The organism is Bacillus sp. ISL-39 (assembly GCF_018613295.1).
GTDB lineage: Bacteria > Bacillota > Bacilli > Bacillales > Cytobacillaceae > Mesobacillus.
The window spans coordinates 87,117-103,457 of record NZ_JAGGQM010000005.1 but is presented as its reverse complement, the minus strand read 5'-3'; the positions used below and the strand labels follow the sequence as shown (position 1 = coordinate 103,457).

Sequence of the window (16,341 nt, the reverse complement as noted above, 5' to 3'; positions counted from 1 at the left end):
CGATTCAGCAACAAATAAAAACCTCCCCGAAATACTCACACCCGGGGAGGTCAAAGGTATCCAATAATTAAAGCTTGAACGAGCTCTTTAGCGATACAATCCGATTGAAGACTTTCTTGTCTTCTGTTGTGTGCTTCGGATCGACGTTGAAGTAGCCGTGGCGGAAGAACTGGAATTTGTCCTGCGGCTTGGCGTCCTTCATGTTTGGTTCGATATAGCCGTTCACGATTTCAAGGGATTTTTCATTTACCTGATCCAGGAATGATTTGTTCTCAGCTTCCTTTTCGGTCTCTTCCTCATCATCCAAAATCAATGGCTCATACAGGCGGAATTCTGCCGGAAGTGCATGTGTTGCATCTACCCAGTGAAGAGTTCCTTTTACCTTGCGGCCAGTAAAGCCAGTACCGCTCTTTGTTTCAGGGTCGTATGTGCAATGCAGCTCAGACACTTCGCCATTTTCATCCTTAACGACATCATTACATTTAATGAAGTATGCATGCTTCAGACGCACTTCATTTCCAGGGAAGAGGCGGAAGTACTTCGCTGGCGGATTCTCCATGAAGTCGTCCTGCTCGACATAAATCTCACGTGAGAATGGGATTTTGCGTTTGCCCATTTCCGGATTTTCCGGATTGATATCGGCATCAAGCCATTCAACTTCGCCTTCCGGATAGTTGGTGATGACGACTTTCAATGGACGAAGAACGCCCATCGTACGCGGAGCCTTCAGCTTAAGGTCTTCACGTACAAAGTGCTCGAGCATCTGCGCGTCAACCGTGGAGTAACCTTTGGAAACTCCAGCTGCTTTTACAAATTCACGAATAGCTTCTGGCGTGAAGCCGCGTCTTCTCAAGCCGGAAATCGTCGGCAGGCGGGGGTCATCCCAGCCATCGACATATCCTTCTTCGACAAGCTGCTTGAGTTTACGCTTGCTCATGACCGTGTTTGTCAGGTTCAGGCGGCCGAATTCGATTTGCTGAGGTGTTGCTTTCATTTCACACTCATGGACAACCCAGTCGTACAGCGGGCGCTGGTCTTCAAATTCAGTCGTGCACAAGCTGTGAGTAACACCTTCAAGCGCATCCTCAATCGGATGGGCAAAGGCGTACATTGGGTAGATGCACCACTTGTCGCCGGTATTATGGTGTGTTGCATGAGAAATTCGATAAATGACCGGGTCACGAAGATTGATGTTTGGTGAAGACATGTCAATCTTCGCACGCAATACCTTTTCACCATTACCGAATTCTCCGTTCTTCATTCGCTCGAATAAAGCAAGGTTTTCTTCCACTGAACGATCACGGTACGGACTATCCTTGCCTGGCTCGGAAAGTGTCCCGCGGTACTCACGGATTTCATCGGCCGACAAATCATCGACATATGCCAATCCCTTTTTAATCAACAGGACGGCTCGGTCGTACATTTCATCGAAGTAGTCGGATGCAAAGAACAGGTCTTCCCATTCATAGCCCAGCCATTCGACATCTTCCTTGATGGCATCCACGAATTCCTGGTCTTCCTTCAGCGGGTTTGTGTCATCGAATCGGAGGTTTGTTTTGCCGCCGAATTCATCAGCAAGTCCGAAGTTGATGACGATGGATTTTGCGTGACCGATATGTAGGTATCCATTTGGTTCTGGCGGGAATCGGGTCACGACTGTATCGCGCTTGCCGCTTTCCAGATCTTCCTTAATGATTGTTTTTATAAAATTAGAGTTTTCTTCCAATTAAATCAGCCTTTCCTTTGATCAGTCTCATTATCTTTATTTTAATGATTACTATAATATATTTCCACTGAACTATATAGTAATAAGAAAAAAGCGGAAAAACAAGTAGTGAAATATCAAAAAGGTGCCTTAAAATTAAGGCACCTGCTGATTATACCGCTAAAAGATTCCGGATGACTTCGTAAGTCAGATTCGGGACTATTTTAACAGAGTAGTCTATTTCCATCCGTTCGTACCGTTTATGGGCGTCAAGCCCGTACGGACCGATGTTGATGACTGGTACGTTCAACTCGCGGATTTCCTGGTAATCCACGAAAAATTTCGTTCCCCAGCTTGGATTGTTCCGGGATGCGAAGTCCAGCGCTTCGTCGTCATCACTCAAAGCGACAAAGCTCATATCAGATATATAAGGAAAGAAATTGCGGACAACAATTGGTTCCTCATATTCAGGCTGAACCACTTTAACCGCAGCGTCCAAAGCTTCAATCAGATTTCGCTCATCCTCAGTTTCGCCAGCCACTTCAATCCTTGGTGAGTAGAGGGAGGAATAGAAGACGATGATGGCCGGACTCTGGTCGGGCATCCACTTCCAGGCTTCCTCGACGACTCTGGCTGCATACATCCTTAAGTCCAGGCTGGCATCGAGAAGAAGAGTATCCTTGAAATCCACCATATGGGCTGTGTATTCAGATCCATGGGCATTAATGAGTTCGGTTTCCATTTCTTCATAGGTCATCACCCTCGGCTGCCATTGAAGCTCCCTGCATGGTTCACCGCTAATTTTACAAAATTGCTGATAGCGTTCCTCGTACAGCTTCAATGCTTTTACAAAAGCAATATGGGCCTGCTCTTTCAACTTCCATAGCACATCCTTTGGTGTCCAGGAGTGTATGAAAAAATTATAATATACATAAGCAGCGAGTGCGGTTTGAACGGTATAGTTTGGCTTTAGGTCCATTTGCTTCAGAGAAACAGGCGGCATCGTCGTCTCGCCGAATGCCTCATTGCACAGGTCAGGGTTATAGTCGATCTGTCTGGTCAGTTCAGCAGCGACCAAGTTCGGATCAAGGCCTTCGAAAGCTGAACCGACATGGGTTTCAGACCCCGTAATGTAAAAAGAAGGGAGCAGCTTTCCGACAGTTCCTTTATAGATGTAGCGGTTCTTATCTCCCGAAAACCGGGGTGAGACAAAGTCACTGTTGACTGCAGCGACATATTCAAAACCATGCTCATCTTTCCAGCTCTTAAGGTCCTTGACTGCGGAGAGGATTCCATAAGAGCTGTCCTCTTCATCACATTCCGCTAAAAAAACAAGGTTGCCAACGAGCTCCTCTGGGTGTTCAGAAAAGTATTTCAGAAGATATAGATTGGAAGCGACACCGCTCTTCATATCGAGCACTCCGCGGCCGAACATCCACTCACCTGAGTGCGCATGCTCGTTGACAAGTTGTGGCAGCTTCTCTTTTTTTAGCTCAACAATCAGCTGGTCCGGATCAAACGCCACATCAGCCAGCTGTGTAAAATCGTCAATCCCTACTGTATCAAGGTGGCCCATCAAAATGACAGTACGATTGCTATTCCCTTTTGTACCTTTTACAAAAGCCATGACATTATAGCGTTCGAGGACATCACTATGGGTGTGCGGTCTGATAACATGTCCCGGATTTTCTATAAAATAAGGAAACGATGAAATCATCGTATAAAGTGCCTGGGCAATCTCGTTCTCTCCATTGGTGTTGACAATGCTCCCGATGTTCACAAGCTGCTTCGTATAGAATAAAACTTCATCCCTGCAATCAAGCATCCAAAGCATCCCCTTTCAGAAAATTCAGCTTTTAATATCAAGCTAACGCATATCAGTGTGAAATACAATAGTAAAAAGTGGGTGCGGTCTCTAACTGTTTTTGCAGAAAAAGAACTCCCTCTAACCAGGTTTGGGAATTCAATTTTTGTTAGCTACCCGAATGTCCGTTTCTTTACAAAGTTACGGAGTTGGGGTTTGCACCGGCTCTTTGAATCCGGCCATGGAGTTCCATGACAAGAATCTACATACTTTCATTGATAACGAAAATGTTTAATTTTAAATTGGCCTGAAGGTATAGTACTAAAGACTAGTTTTAATTAACGAGCAATTTTTTAATTTAATAATCTTAAGACTGAAAGTATAATAGAATTGTGCAAGCGTTTTCATTAAATTAATTTAAAGGGTGTGTGCTGAAGGTGAAAAAGGCAAAGTTTACTCTTGTTTTAAGTTTATCAATTATTCTTTTGCTGTCATCTATTGGAACTATTGAAAGAGCAGGAGCTGCAACACCAAACAATGGTACATTAATGCAGTATTTCGAATGGTATCTGCCCAATGACGGGGCCCATTGGAATCGCCTGCAAAATGATGCGGCAAACTTAGCAAGTAAAGGTATAACGGCTGTATGGATTCCACCGGCATACAAGGGAACTTCACAAAACGATGTGGGTTACGGCGCCTATGATTTATATGATTTGGGTGAGTTTAACCAAAAGGGAACGGTCAGGACTAAGTACGGAACGAAGGCACAGCTGAAGTCAGCCATTTCCGCCTTGCATAGTCAGAATATTAATGTTTACGGTGATGTTGTAATGAACCATAAAGGGGGAGCGGATTATACTCAAGCAGTCACTGCTGTTGAGGTGGATCCAAATAATCGTAATAATGAGGTTTCAGGTGAATATCAGATTGATGCCTGGACCGGATTCAATTTTCCAGGAAGAGGTAATACATATTCCAGTTTTAAATGGCATTGGTACCATTTCGACGGAACGGACTGGGACGAAAGAAGAGATTTAAACCGTGTCTATAAATTCAGAGGAACCGGGAAGGCATGGGATTGGGAAGTGTCTGGCGAGCGAGGGAATTATGATTACCTGATGTACGCAGACTTGGATTTCAGCCACCCGGATGTCGCTAACGAAATGAAAAATTGGGGGACATGGTACGCAAGAGAGCTGAATCTTGATGGTTTCCGTCTGGATGCTGTTAAACATATAAAGCATGATTATCTAAGAGACTGGGTAAACCATGTTAGGTATCAGACCGGAAAACAAATGTTCACTGTTGCTGAATACTGGCAAAATGATCTCAACTCGTTGAATAATTACCTGGCAAAAACTAATTATAATCATTCTGTGTTTGATGCTCCACTCCATTATAATTTCCATTATGCTTCAAATAGTAATGGTAATTATGATATGAGAAATATTTTGAACGGCACAGTTGTTGCACAACACCCGTCGCTTGCAGTAACACTTGTAGAAAACCACGATTCACAGCCAGGGCAGTCCCTTGAATCCGTGGTCAGCACATGGTTCAAGCCGCTCGCTTATGCCCTTATTTTAACGAGGGAACAAGGCTATCCTTCTGTTTTCTATGGTGATTATTATGGAACCAAAGGGAATAGCGGCTACGAAATTCCTTCATTAAAGTCAAAAATCGATCCGATTTTAACCGCACGCAAAAATTATGCTTATGGAGTACAGCATGATTATTTTGACCACTGGGATATCATTGGCTGGACAAGAGAAGGGGATGGAACGCGGGTTAAGTCAGGCCTGGCAACATTGATTACCGATGGTCCCGGAGGATCAAAGTGGATGAATGTAGGGAAACAGAATGCCGGCGAGGTTTGGTATGACATAACAGGCAACCGGACGAATACCGTTACGATAAACAGTGACGGATGGGGCCAGTTTTATGTAAATGGCGGTTCAGTTTCAGTTTATGTTCAGAAATAGATAAACATATTTATAACGGCATTTCCCTGGTGGGGTGCCGTTTTTACACATATAAGCATTTGTAATAATAAAATAAAATAAAGATTAAACCCATTTTATCGGTGAATAACTGTAGTAAATCAACTTTGGCTGACATTTTGCGTGGTCAATTTTAGTAATTCCATCCTCATATAAACCCTTTTTTTTGGAGAAAGTATAAAAAGTATTTCCAGAGGAGGATGAAAAAATGGAATTTGATTTTATTTGGAAAGCGTTTGTTCTGATTGTATCCGGGGTTTTGCTGCTTAGAATAGCGGGGAGAAAGTCAATTTCACAAATGACCCTTGGTCAGACTATTGTTATGATCTCGATTGGTACGATTATCGTCCAGCCAATAGTGGAAAAAAGTGTGTGGAAGGCCATCGCTGGTGCTGGTATCTTCGTGGTAGCAATAGTTCTAATTGAATTTTTACAAATGAAAATCAATTTATTTGAAAAGTTTATCACTGGCAAATCTAAGATTGTAATCCAAAATGGTCAGTTAGAGACCAAGATGCTTAAGAAACTTCGGCTTACGGTAGACCAATTGGAGATGCGTTTGAGAGATAAGGGGATTTCCAGGATTGAGGATGTTAAAACAGCAACAATCGAGCCTAATGGGCAGCTTGGTTATGAGCTGAAGGATGAGGCCAAGCCGTTGACGGTAGGTGAGTTCAAGAAAGCTTTAAATGATTACCTCCCAGCAATGCTCATGAGTATGGAAGAAAAGACCGAAGGCAGTAAGCCCAATATATTCGAGGAGCTAAACAAATCCAAAAAGCAACATAATCCCAATTACTTACAATGAACAGTTTTTCCCTTTTATTTCTTTGCCCTGCTGTGCTATTATTTAGAAATGCGAAATATAATGATAAAATCTTCTGGTGCAGAAGATTTTTTCTTTTTTTAATCAACTGCATAAATTAAAGGGGAGAAACAATTTGCCACAAACAAAAGAGCCTCTATGGACCTCGTCATTCATAAAATTAATGGTAGGAAACCTATTCATATTCATGTCCTTCCAGATGCTGATTCCAACACTGCCTCCTTATATCAAATCAATTGGTGCGAGCGGGACTGAAATTGGGCTGGTTACGGCACTTTTTTCAATCGGGGCTGTTTTGAGCAGACCTTTCATTGGCTTTATGCTGGAGTACAGAGCGAGAAAACCACTTGTCTTAATAGGGGCGCTTATGCTCTTATTGATTACATTCCTTTATCCGCTGTCTCAAGTAGTTATAATTTTTCTGGCGTTCCGACTGCTTCATGGTCTTGCATGGGGCTGGTCAACTACGGTGAATGGAACCGCGGCAGTTGATGTAGTCCCTAACTCCAGACTTGGCGAGGGGATGGGGTATTATGGTCTTTCCATAACGATCGGGATGATCATCGCTCCAAGCCTGGGTATCTTCTTATTCCAGGTTACGTCTTTTGAAAATCTAGTCTATATATCGGGAGCGCTGGGTGTAATAGCGCTTGTACTCCTTGGAACAATAAGATATCAAACTCCTCAGGAAGTAATCGATACGAAGAAAGAGGATTTAAAATTCACCTATTTAGGTTCCCTGGTTGAAAAATCAGGTTGGTTCCCGGCATTTGTTACCCTGATGGTTTGTTTGGGATATGGAGCTATTGTCACCTTCATTGTCATCTTTGCTGAGGAGCGGCAAATCGATCAAATTTTCCTTTTTTACCTGTTTAATGCAATTCTTGCGTCCTTTTCACGACCGGTTGCCGGAAAGTGGTTTGACAGGAAAGGGCCAAGAGGACTTGTGATTGTAACGATAGCCATCACATTTACCGGGATGTGGGTACTATCCTTTGCCCATTCCAATTTCGCGATAGCCATTGCTGGAGTATTGTTCGGTATTGGGTTTGGCTCATTGATTCCGACACTCCAGTCTTGGACATTATCAATGACGCCGTCAAATCGCCGCGGAGTCGCGAACGGTATGTACTTTTCTTCGATTGACCTTGGCATAGGGATCAGTGGTTTTGTTTTCGGAGTGATGGCACAATACGTTTCAATCGGAGCTTTATTTCAGTTTTCAAGTCTCTTTTTGGTCATAGCTTTAATAATGACTATTATGGAGGGGCGCAAGTCCAAAGAAGTACGCCAGCCAAAAGAAGCAATCTCATAGTTAGGATATCAGAATGCCAGTCCCCCTTAAAAGGTGCTGGCTTTTATCTTGTTGCTAATATCCTCTCTTATGATTTAAACTGATAAAGAAATTTACTAGTACGGATTGGTATGTGAGGATCATTATGGAGAATCAGGATCAAACAATTGAAGTGATGCGTGCCTGCCTGCTGGCTGGTAAAATTATGCTCCAAAGCGGGGCTGAGACATATCGAGTGGAGGATACGATGTCTCGGATGGCCTCGGCGTTCGGCATTGATCAGACGCATAGCTATGTGACACCGACCGGCATTATTTTTTCAGTAGAAGGGGTAGGACCAGAACGGACGAAGCTTGTAAGGATTTCTGACCGGACAACTGATTTAAGGAAGGTGGCAATGGTCAACAGCGTTTCGCGCAGAATCAGCAGCGGCGAAGTTGGATTGAAGGAAGCTTGCGAGCTCTTGGGAGAGATTCAGGAGGCTAACCTGACGTACTCTTTTATGATACAAATCCTGGCGGCAGCGATTGCGAGCGGCTGTTTTACCATCATGTTCATGGGAAGCTGGCTAGACTTCCTGCCTTCGATGGTGGCGGGTGGAATAGGCTTCTTCCTTGTCGTTTATTTTCATAGGATTGTTCCGGTAAAATTTTTCGCGGAATTTTTGTCTTCCTTCTTTATTGGGATGATTTCGTTTTTCTTTGTAAAATTTGGGCTTGGCCAGGAGCTAGATAAAATCATCATCGGCTCGGTCATGCCGCTTGTACCAGGATTGCTGATCACAAATGCAGTCAGGGACCTGATGGCAGGCCATCTGGTTTCAGGGTTGTCCAAAGGAGCGGAAGCGCTGTTGACGGCGTTTGCGATTGGCTCAGGCATAGCGGCAATTTTATCTTTCTTGTAGTCAGGAGAAGTGGCGATGATTTATATAGAACACCTTATTACAAGTTTTATTGCTTCGGCTGCGTTCGGAATCATTTTTAACGCACCGAGGGAATCCCTCATCAAATGCGGCATTTCCGGGATGGCTGGCTGGATCGTCTATTTTACACTTGATACCAATGGGTTCGGCACGATTTTTGCGACATTGATGGCATCGTTCTTAATTGCCGTTGTCAGCCAGGTGTTCGCGAAGGCGTATCGGACGCCAATCATCATTTTTAGTGTCGCCGGGATTATTCCTCTTGTCCCCGGAGGACTGGCGTATGATGCAATGAGGAACTTAGTGGAGAATGATTACAGTGTAGCTCTTTCTCTGGCAGCAAAAGCATCGATGATTTCGGGAGCAATAGCCGTCGGGCTTGTGTTTTCCGAAGTGATCAACCAGGTGATCCGAAGGTCAAGCCTTGGGCCGGTAAAATAGGGAGAAGCTTACAAGCGGTTCATAATGTAACAGACTGAAGAATATGTGAATTGGAAGGCAAGTTCATTTAAACAGATTAGTAACACAAATAAACAGAAGCTCAGAGTATTATGACTCTGAGCTTTTTAGTATGATGATGATCCAGGAAATGATATTTTTTATTTTTCATCAATTTTATGCCACTTATAATCTTCGCTCTTAAATACATTTGTATCTTGTGGATATCCGTAATAATAAAGTTTTTTTCCATCTTTATTAAATGCTGTTGGGTAAAGGAAATCTAATTGTTCACTAAAAGGGAACAAGAATGAAATTCGCTCTCCCTTGCTTATTGCTTTTCTTTCTACATTAGGCTCCACACCAGCCTCTATATATGCAACATCTTCATCATACGAAATTACGCTCAATAAAGTGACTGCATCATTTTCTGTGGTGGCGCTAATACCTCCAACTGTTTGAACCTTATCCGAGCTATATGGAATATTGGTTGATACACTGCCGCGGAAGAACACACCTGACTTTTCAGATAGTACCGTTTGGTAGATCTGTTCTTCATTGTTCCTAAATAAAGAGATAACAGATGAATCCGTCTCATATTGTTCCATCAATTCTGCGTCTTTTGAAAGGAATGAATGACTTTTTGCCGCACTTAACGCTGTATACCTATAGCCGCCTATAAAAACTATAAAAATGATGATAAATAAAAATGGTGTTATGAAAATCAATTTTTTCATTATAGACTCCCCCTGAAAATCCAGCTTCCCCTAATTCATTAAGCATCCACATCTAGAATATTCTAGCATATATTTCCTATTTTCGTTTATCTTGTTTTTAAATTCCGTTTGAATGGGAGCCTTTTTACTTTTACGGCAAAGGGTTTTTACTTAAATATAGAGAATTAATCTAGGTAGATTTATATAAAAGGGGATGGGATTTAATGGAGATCTTATTGATCAGACATGGAGAGTCGGAGGGGGATATCCTCCAGGTCCATGAAGGCCGGGCGGATTTGCTTTTGACGGATCATGGCCGCAGGCAGGCAAGGGAAATGGCGAAAGTGGTAAAGGAGAAATTCATGCCGGAGGTCATTTGGGCAAGTACATTGAAAAGGGCGCGTGAGACGGCGGAAATCCTCAGCGGCGAAACGGGTATTGCCGTGATTGAAGATGATGGATTAAGAGAATTCAATAATGGAGTTTTGGCAGGGCTGCCCTATGCGGAGGCCAAGCTGCGCTATCCCGAGCCAGAGGGCGGAAGGAAGCCTCATGTACCCATTGAGGAAGGAGAATCTGAACTGGATTTTCGATTCCGCGCTCAAACGGTATTTTCCAAGATTCTAACAGAAAGCGCAGGAAGGAAGAGAATTGTGATTGTCTCACACGGCGGGATGATCTCCAACCTGCTAAGGGCGTTTTTGAACCTGCCCGTTTTATCGGATACGTATTTCCCTACTGGAGATACCGGAATCCATTTGCTTAAACTGAATGGCAGCCAGAAGGTCGTGATGTTCATGAATGACTGCGGGCATCTGGAAAAAATAGATTCAGAGCAACCAGTCATGCAGGGTTCCTAGATTGATTTTACATAAAAACAGCCCGTCTCCTAAGTGAGAAACCGGGCTGTTTGTCTTTTACATCTTTACGATGGTCCTGCCGCGGTTCTCGCCTTTTAAAATACTGGCAAGTGTACCAGGCAGTTCGCCTAATGTTGTTTCATTTTGAATTGTTTCGAGTAAACCATCCGGCTTCAAATCAGATGCCATCCGCTGCCAGAGGAGCTTTCTTGTTTCCATCGGGCAATATACTGAGTCGATGCCTAGAAGGTTGATGCCTCTGAGAATGAACGGGAAGACTGTCGCAGGTACATCTGTTCCGCCGGTCAGGCCGCTGACGGCAACGGAACCGTTATACTCAAGCTTGCTAAGAATCGCAGTTAATGACTTGCCGCCAACCGGGTCAACGGCTGCCGCCCAAAGTTGCTTATCCAATGGTTTTATTTTTTCACCGGCAAGCTCTTCGCGGCTGATGATTTCGGCTGCGCCAATTTCGCGAAGGTAGTTATGTTCTGATTCTTTTCCTGTGCTAGCTACAACATGATATCCCCGCTTAGCAAGCATCGCCACTGACACGCTGCCGACTCCGCCAGTTGCTCCGGTCACCAGGACTTTGCCTTTCTCCGGTTTCAAACCGTTTTCCTCCAGCCGATGTACGGACAGAGCAGCGGTGAACCCGGCAGTCCCGAAAACCATCGCTTCCTTCAATGTAAGACCTTCTGGCAATGGGACAATCCAATCTCCTGGAATCCTCGCATACTCGCTGTATCCGCCATAGTGGGAAACCCCTATTTCATAGCTTGTGGCTATGACTTCATCGCCTTCCTTATAGCGGCTGTCATCCGAACGGACCACGGTGCCGGCAAGGTCAATTCCCGGGATGAATGGATAGGACCTGACAATCTTGCCATTCGGGATGCTTGCAAGCCCGTCTTTAAAGTTGACGCTCGAGTAGGCCACCTTGATTACTACTTCACCAGCAGGCAAATCTTCCAATCCGATCGTTTTTACTTCTGCTGAAAAATCATCATCTGTCTTGTTCACGATAAAAGCTTTGAAATTGTCCATAACTCCCCAACCTTTCCTAGCTTGATAGTTTTAGTATAGGCCATAAGCATGCCAGACTTCTAATAACTTAACTTAATGAGGGCAAACCATTTTAACAACTATTAAAAAGCTCGGGTATGACTTTTGTTGCTGACAAAATACGAGGTCGGATATCACCTACGATTGAAGAATCACGGTGCGGTGATACATCCATAGGGATAATGTGCGGATAAATCAAGGCGTCCATCAATTATCGTCACATAAGAGGAGATAATGTGCGGATGAAACAGGGCCTCCATCAATTATCGTTACATAAAAGGAGATAATGTGCGGATAAAACAAGGCATCCATCAATTATCGTCACATAAAAGGAGATAATGTGCGGATAAATCAAGTCGTCCATCAATTATCGTTACATAAAAGGAGATAATGTGCGGATAAAACAAGGCATCCATCAATTATCGTCACATAAAAGGGGATAATGTTCGGATGAATCAAGGTGTCCATCAATTATCGTCACATAAAAGGAGATAATGTGCGGATGAATCAAGGCGTCCATTAATTATCGTCACATAAAAGGCAACAATGTGTCCATAAACGAGAAAGAGGCTGCTAGTTTGTTAAGGTCATCACGAATTTATTACGATTTTGTGTCCACTCCTTATGGTGTGACGGACTTCACATATCTTTTATTCTGCCTCCCTTAAGATTTAGATAAGTAAGGAACACAGTGGAGGTTAGTGCTTCTAAACATTGTTAAATCAATTTTTCACTATTCACAAAGTGTTTACAATTTCACCCTAATTCGACTGTTTTTCCATGATAAGATGATTTTTGAAATCGGAAACGATTCACAGGGAGGTAGCAAAGTTGTACAAATTCGAGAAATCTTTTTACTCCAAAACAAGCATGTATTCCTTTGTCGTTGTGATGATACTGTTCTTCTCAATGTGGTATTCAACATCGAAGTTTGTCCATATCGATATGGCGCTTCTGGGATATGCAATATCTTCAGCGGTCTTTGCGATTGGCCTGACAATCCGGATGAGCTTCTGGATGTGGCGCAAAGCCACTAACAGGGTGGCGAAGCGGAGTGTTGATAACCTTTTTAATAAAGAAAGATTGAAAAGAAATTCAAGAGCGCTAGTTAAAACCTTAATCGATAATATCATTTTGCAAAAATTCATTTTCCAGCGCGGGATCTACCGCGGAATTCAGCACTTCATGATTTCATGGGGCTGCATCATCTCATTCGCTATCACATTCGGGCTTACATTCGGATGGATGCGTTTTGATCTGATCGATCCGGAAACATACCAGATTATCGTGTTCGATATGCCAACCATCACGATGGCAGCTCACGGGATTTTCGCCGAGATCGTCTATAACGGCTTGAATATCGGCGCAATCATGGTGCTGATCGGAGCGGGGATGGCCCTTTACCGACGCATCACTGACTACGATGTAAAAGTAACCCAGCGATTCGAGTTCGATATTCTGCCATTGATCATTCTTCTGGCAGTAACTGTTACAGGCTTGATCCTGACTATCCAATACACATTCCTTGATGGCTGGATGCATCATTATATGTCACTCATCCACCAGGTAACAGTCATTATCATGCTAATGTACTTCCCATTCGGAAAACTGTTCCACGTGCCGATCAGGCCGCTGGCTACAGCTGTACCAATGAGTTATCAAGAGGTGGTCAAAGTGGATACGAAATCATGTAAAAGCTGCGGACAGCCTTACAGCAATGATGACCAGATTGCGGATGTCCAGGCAATTCTAAAAAGCCAGAATTTCGACCTGCAGCTCGCGGACGGCTCATACCTTTCAGATTATTGCACAGGCTGCCGCCGCAGGATGAGAGCATTGAAGCAAATGAATCTTGAAGCGCCACAAGGCAATCCATACGGACCAGTAAGCACAAACAACGGAATTCACTTATCAGGCTTCAGCAAGAAGCGTTCAGAAGAGTTTTACGGACTTGACCAGGATTCAAAGGAGGAAAAAATCGATGAGCCAATTTCTCGTTAAAGAAGGCGTAAAAAACCAAATCCGAAAAGGTGAAAAGCTAGTCACAACCCATTGCTGCTACTGCGGGATGCAGTGCGGGATGCACATTCGCGTCGATGAAAAGAATAACAAGGTTGTCGGTGTCGAACCGCGGTATGACTGGGTTTTAACAAAAGGAAAAATGTGCCCTAAAGGGGTTACTGCCTACCAGACGATCGATCATCCGGACCGCATCAAGACTCCTTTGATCAAAAAGAACGGCAAGTTCGTCGAAGCAACATGGGATGAAGCATTGGATTTGATAGAAAGCAAATATAAAGGGATCCAGGAAAACTACGGAAAAGATGCAATCGGAGTATACGGCGGTGTGTCGATGACAAATGAAAAATGTTACCTTGTCGGCAAGTATGCCCGCGTAGGACTGGGAACTCGCTATATCGACTATAACGGACGTTACTGCATGAGCTCCGCTGCCGGCGGATTCAACAAGACGCTTGGAATGGACCGAGGCTCGACGCTTCCTTGGACTGAACTTGAGCATACTGATACATTTTTCATGGCAGGTTCGAATACAGCGGAATGCCACCCGACAAGCATCCAGTGGTTCTGGAAGGCAAAGGACAAAGGCGCAAAGCTTATCGTTGCAGATCCGCGTGAAACCGCTACTGCACGTGTGGCTGACGTACACCTAGACTTGCTTCCAGGAACAGACGCTGCTTTAGCGAACGGCATCATGCATCTTTTGATCAAATATGATTACGTTGACAATGAATATGTACAGGAACGCTGCAATAACTTTGAAGAATTGAAGGAAATGACGGCGAAATTCACGCCAGAATATACATCCAAGCTTACAGGTGTTGCGGCTGAGAAAATCATCAAGGCAGCGCACATTTTCGGAAAATCACCACGCTCAGTCGTGATGTTCGCACGCGGTGCGGAACAACAGACATCAGGCGTTGATAATGTAAGTCTTTATACATCAATGGCCTTGTTAAGAGGCCAAATCGGCAAATTCGCATCAGGCGTTGCTACTTTTACAGGTCAGGGCAATGGCCAGGGCGGACGCGAACACGGGCAGAAAGCAGATGCTCTTCCAGGCTACCGTAAAATCGCAAACCCTAAAGATGTTGAGCATGTCGCTGGAGTCTGGGGCATCAAGCCAGAAGAAATGCCTAAGGAAGGTGTTTCTGCATACGAAATGTTCCACCTGATGCAGAACAAGACAATCCGCGCATTGCATGTCATCTGCTCGAATCCGGTTGTTTCTTCACCAAATATCAATTATGTCCAGGATTCACTAGAGAAGCTAGATTTCCTTGTCGTAAATGACTTCTTCATGTCAGAAACAGCTGAGCTTGCGGATGTCGTTCTTCCGGCAACGACTTGGGCTGAAGACGAAGGAACGACTACTAATATCGAAGGTCGTGTCATCCGAATCCGTAAGGTAGTCGAGCCAATTGGGGAATCGAAGCCTGACTGGGAGATTATGCAGCTGATTGCTGACCGTCTTGGAAAAGGTAAATACTTCGATTACAGCGAACCGAGAGAGATTTTTGACGAGCTTCGCCACGCTTCAAAGGGCGGCAAGGCTGATTACTACGGTGTAACTTACGAGAAAATCGACGAACAGGACGGCGTTTTCTGGCCAGCTCCAGCAGAAGACCACAAAGGAACTCCATCCATATTCCAGGAGCGTTTTGCTACGGAAGATGGAAAAGCGAATCTCGCAGTCTGCGATTTCAGAGGACCTTCTGAAGTTCAATCAAACGAGTATCCTTTATGGCTGACTACAGGCCGCGTTGTCTTCCACTACTTGTCAGGCAACCAGACACGACGCGTTGACTTCCTCATGGAGCAATGCCCTGAGCCATTCGTTGAAATGCACCCAGAACTGGCCAGCAAGTACCAGATTGAAAACGGTGAAAGAGTGAAGCTTTCCACACCGCGTGGCGAGATGATCACACCGGTTAAAATAACAAAAGCAATCCGCAAAGACACAATGTTCGTCCCTTATCACTGGGGCAAGAAGCTGGCAGTCAACCAATTGACCAGCCCGGCACTGGATCCATTCTCTAGGATGCCTGAATTTAAAGTCTGTGCTGTAAAGCTTGAAAAACTGACTAAATAGGAGGAACGGCCACTATGAATAAAATAATGTATCTAGAATTTGAGCGCTGTATAGGATGCCGTGCCTGCCAGGCAGCCTGCCGTGAATGTGGGGACCATGATGCCAAGGAACGGAACTATGTAGAATATGTTGACTTCACTGAATCTCGCCAGACATTCCCGATGCTGTGCATGCAATGTAAAGACCCTGCATGTGCGCGTGTCTGCCCGGCAAATGCGATTCAGATCACGGATGAGGGCGTCGTGCTTTCAGCAATGGAGGAAAAATGTATCGGATGCCGCAACTGTACATTCGGCTGCCCATTCGGCATTCCTAAGTTCGATTTCGAAACGAACAAAATGTACAAATGCGATATGTGCTATGACAGAACGCGTCATGATATTGCGCCAATGTGTGCATCTGTCTGCCCGAGTGATGCGATCCGCTTCATCGACTTTGATGAAATGCAGCAGCTGCGCAGAAGACGTACCCAAATGAACCTGGTTGAAGGGAAAAAGCCGCAAGAGGGCAATAAATGGGATTACGTACCTGAATTCTTCGGAGTTTATACGGATTCACAGTCATAATTTAATGGAGCCGGCCGGAAAAGAGCGCTAA

General features: G+C 44.3%; 13 protein-coding genes. 9 read left to right on the top strand and 4 right to left on the bottom strand.

The genetic code is table 11. The annotated features are described in order from the left end of the window. Positions 1-67 precede the first annotated feature (67 nt). Together J7E37_RS06585 and J7E37_RS06580 are read right to left on the bottom strand one after the other, a co-directional pair. Positions 68-1,726, bottom strand: a complete 1,659-nt coding sequence (locus J7E37_RS06585; protein ID WP_215023117.1) for a glutamine--tRNA ligase/YqeY domain fusion protein — start codon at positions 1,724-1,726, stop codon at positions 68-70. A 151-nt stretch (positions 1,727-1,877) separates the two neighbouring features. Next, positions 1,878-3,530, bottom strand: a complete 1,653-nt coding sequence (locus tag J7E37_RS06580) for a M20/M25/M40 family metallo-hydrolase (RefSeq protein ID WP_215023115.1) — start codon at positions 3,528-3,530, stop codon at positions 1,878-1,880. Positions 3,531-3,946: 416 nt separating this feature from the next. Between J7E37_RS06580 and amyS the strand changes: the two genes are divergently transcribed. The 5 genes from amyS (at position 3,947) to J7E37_RS06555 (ending at position 8,995) form a co-directional block, all read left to right on the top strand. Beyond that, positions 3,947-5,494: an alpha-amylase gene (gene amyS / locus J7E37_RS06575; protein ID WP_215023113.1), complete on the top strand. Its 1,548-nt coding sequence runs from the start codon at positions 3,947-3,949 to the stop codon at positions 5,492-5,494. A 226-nt stretch (positions 5,495-5,720) separates the two neighbouring features. Next, entirely contained in the window at positions 5,721-6,320 is a 600-nt protein-coding gene (locus J7E37_RS06570; protein WP_215023111.1) for a DUF421 domain-containing protein, read from the top strand. A gap of 181 nt (positions 6,321-6,501) precedes the next feature. After that, positions 6,502-7,653 (top strand): MFS transporter, encoded by a 1,152-nt coding sequence (locus J7E37_RS06565; protein ID WP_215023366.1) that lies wholly within the window; start codon positions 6,502-6,504, stop codon positions 7,651-7,653. 124 nt (positions 7,654-7,777) lie between these two features. Then, positions 7,778-8,536: a threonine/serine exporter family protein gene (locus J7E37_RS06560; RefSeq protein ID WP_214780564.1), complete on the top strand. Its 759-nt coding sequence runs from the start codon at positions 7,778-7,780 to the stop codon at positions 8,534-8,536. Between the two features lie 15 nt (positions 8,537-8,551). Then, complete coding sequence (locus J7E37_RS06555) at positions 8,552-8,995, top strand: threonine/serine exporter family protein (protein WP_214780566.1); 444 nt, start codon at positions 8,552-8,554, stop codon at positions 8,993-8,995. 158 nt (positions 8,996-9,153) lie between these two features. Here J7E37_RS06555 and J7E37_RS06550 read toward each other — a convergent pair whose 3' ends face one another. Further along, positions 9,154-9,729: a hypothetical protein gene (locus tag J7E37_RS06550; protein WP_215023109.1), complete on the bottom strand. Its 576-nt coding sequence runs from the start codon at positions 9,727-9,729 to the stop codon at positions 9,154-9,156. Between the two features lie 203 nt (positions 9,730-9,932). Here J7E37_RS06550 and J7E37_RS06545 point away from each other — a divergent pair, with 203 nt between their 5' ends. Continuing rightward, positions 9,933-10,568 carry a histidine phosphatase family protein gene (locus J7E37_RS06545; RefSeq protein ID WP_215023106.1) on the top strand — a complete coding sequence of 212 codons (636 nt, stop codon included), beginning with the start codon at positions 9,933-9,935 and terminating at the stop codon, positions 10,566-10,568. 57 nt (positions 10,569-10,625) lie between these two features. Here the strand turns inward: J7E37_RS06545 and J7E37_RS06540 are convergent, their stop codons facing one another. Further along, positions 10,626-11,615 carry an NADPH:quinone oxidoreductase family protein gene (locus J7E37_RS06540; protein ID WP_215023104.1) on the bottom strand — a complete coding sequence of 330 codons (990 nt, stop codon included), beginning with the start codon at positions 11,613-11,615 and terminating at the stop codon, positions 10,626-10,628. 849 nt (positions 11,616-12,464) lie between these two features. Between J7E37_RS06540 and J7E37_RS06535 the strand changes: the two genes are divergently transcribed. From J7E37_RS06535 to J7E37_RS06525, 3 genes are read left to right on the top strand one after another with little or no spacing between them, the layout of a single operon-like run. Next, the gene (locus J7E37_RS06535) at positions 12,465-13,634 is read left to right on the top strand and encodes an MFS transporter (RefSeq protein ID WP_251009521.1); all 1,170 of its coding nucleotides are present in this window, start codon (positions 12,465-12,467) and stop codon (positions 13,632-13,634) included. Then, entirely contained in the window at positions 13,615-15,744 is a 2,130-nt protein-coding gene (fdhF, locus tag J7E37_RS06530) for a formate dehydrogenase subunit alpha (RefSeq protein WP_215023102.1), read from the top strand. Before J7E37_RS06535 ends, fdhF begins: the two co-directional genes overlap by 20 nt. Positions 15,745-15,758: 14 nt before the next feature. Continuing rightward, positions 15,759-16,310, top strand: coding sequence for a 4Fe-4S dicluster domain-containing protein (locus J7E37_RS06525; RefSeq protein WP_192469519.1), 552 nt, complete (start codon positions 15,759-15,761; stop codon positions 16,308-16,310). The last annotated feature ends 31 nt before the right edge of the window (positions 16,311-16,341 follow it).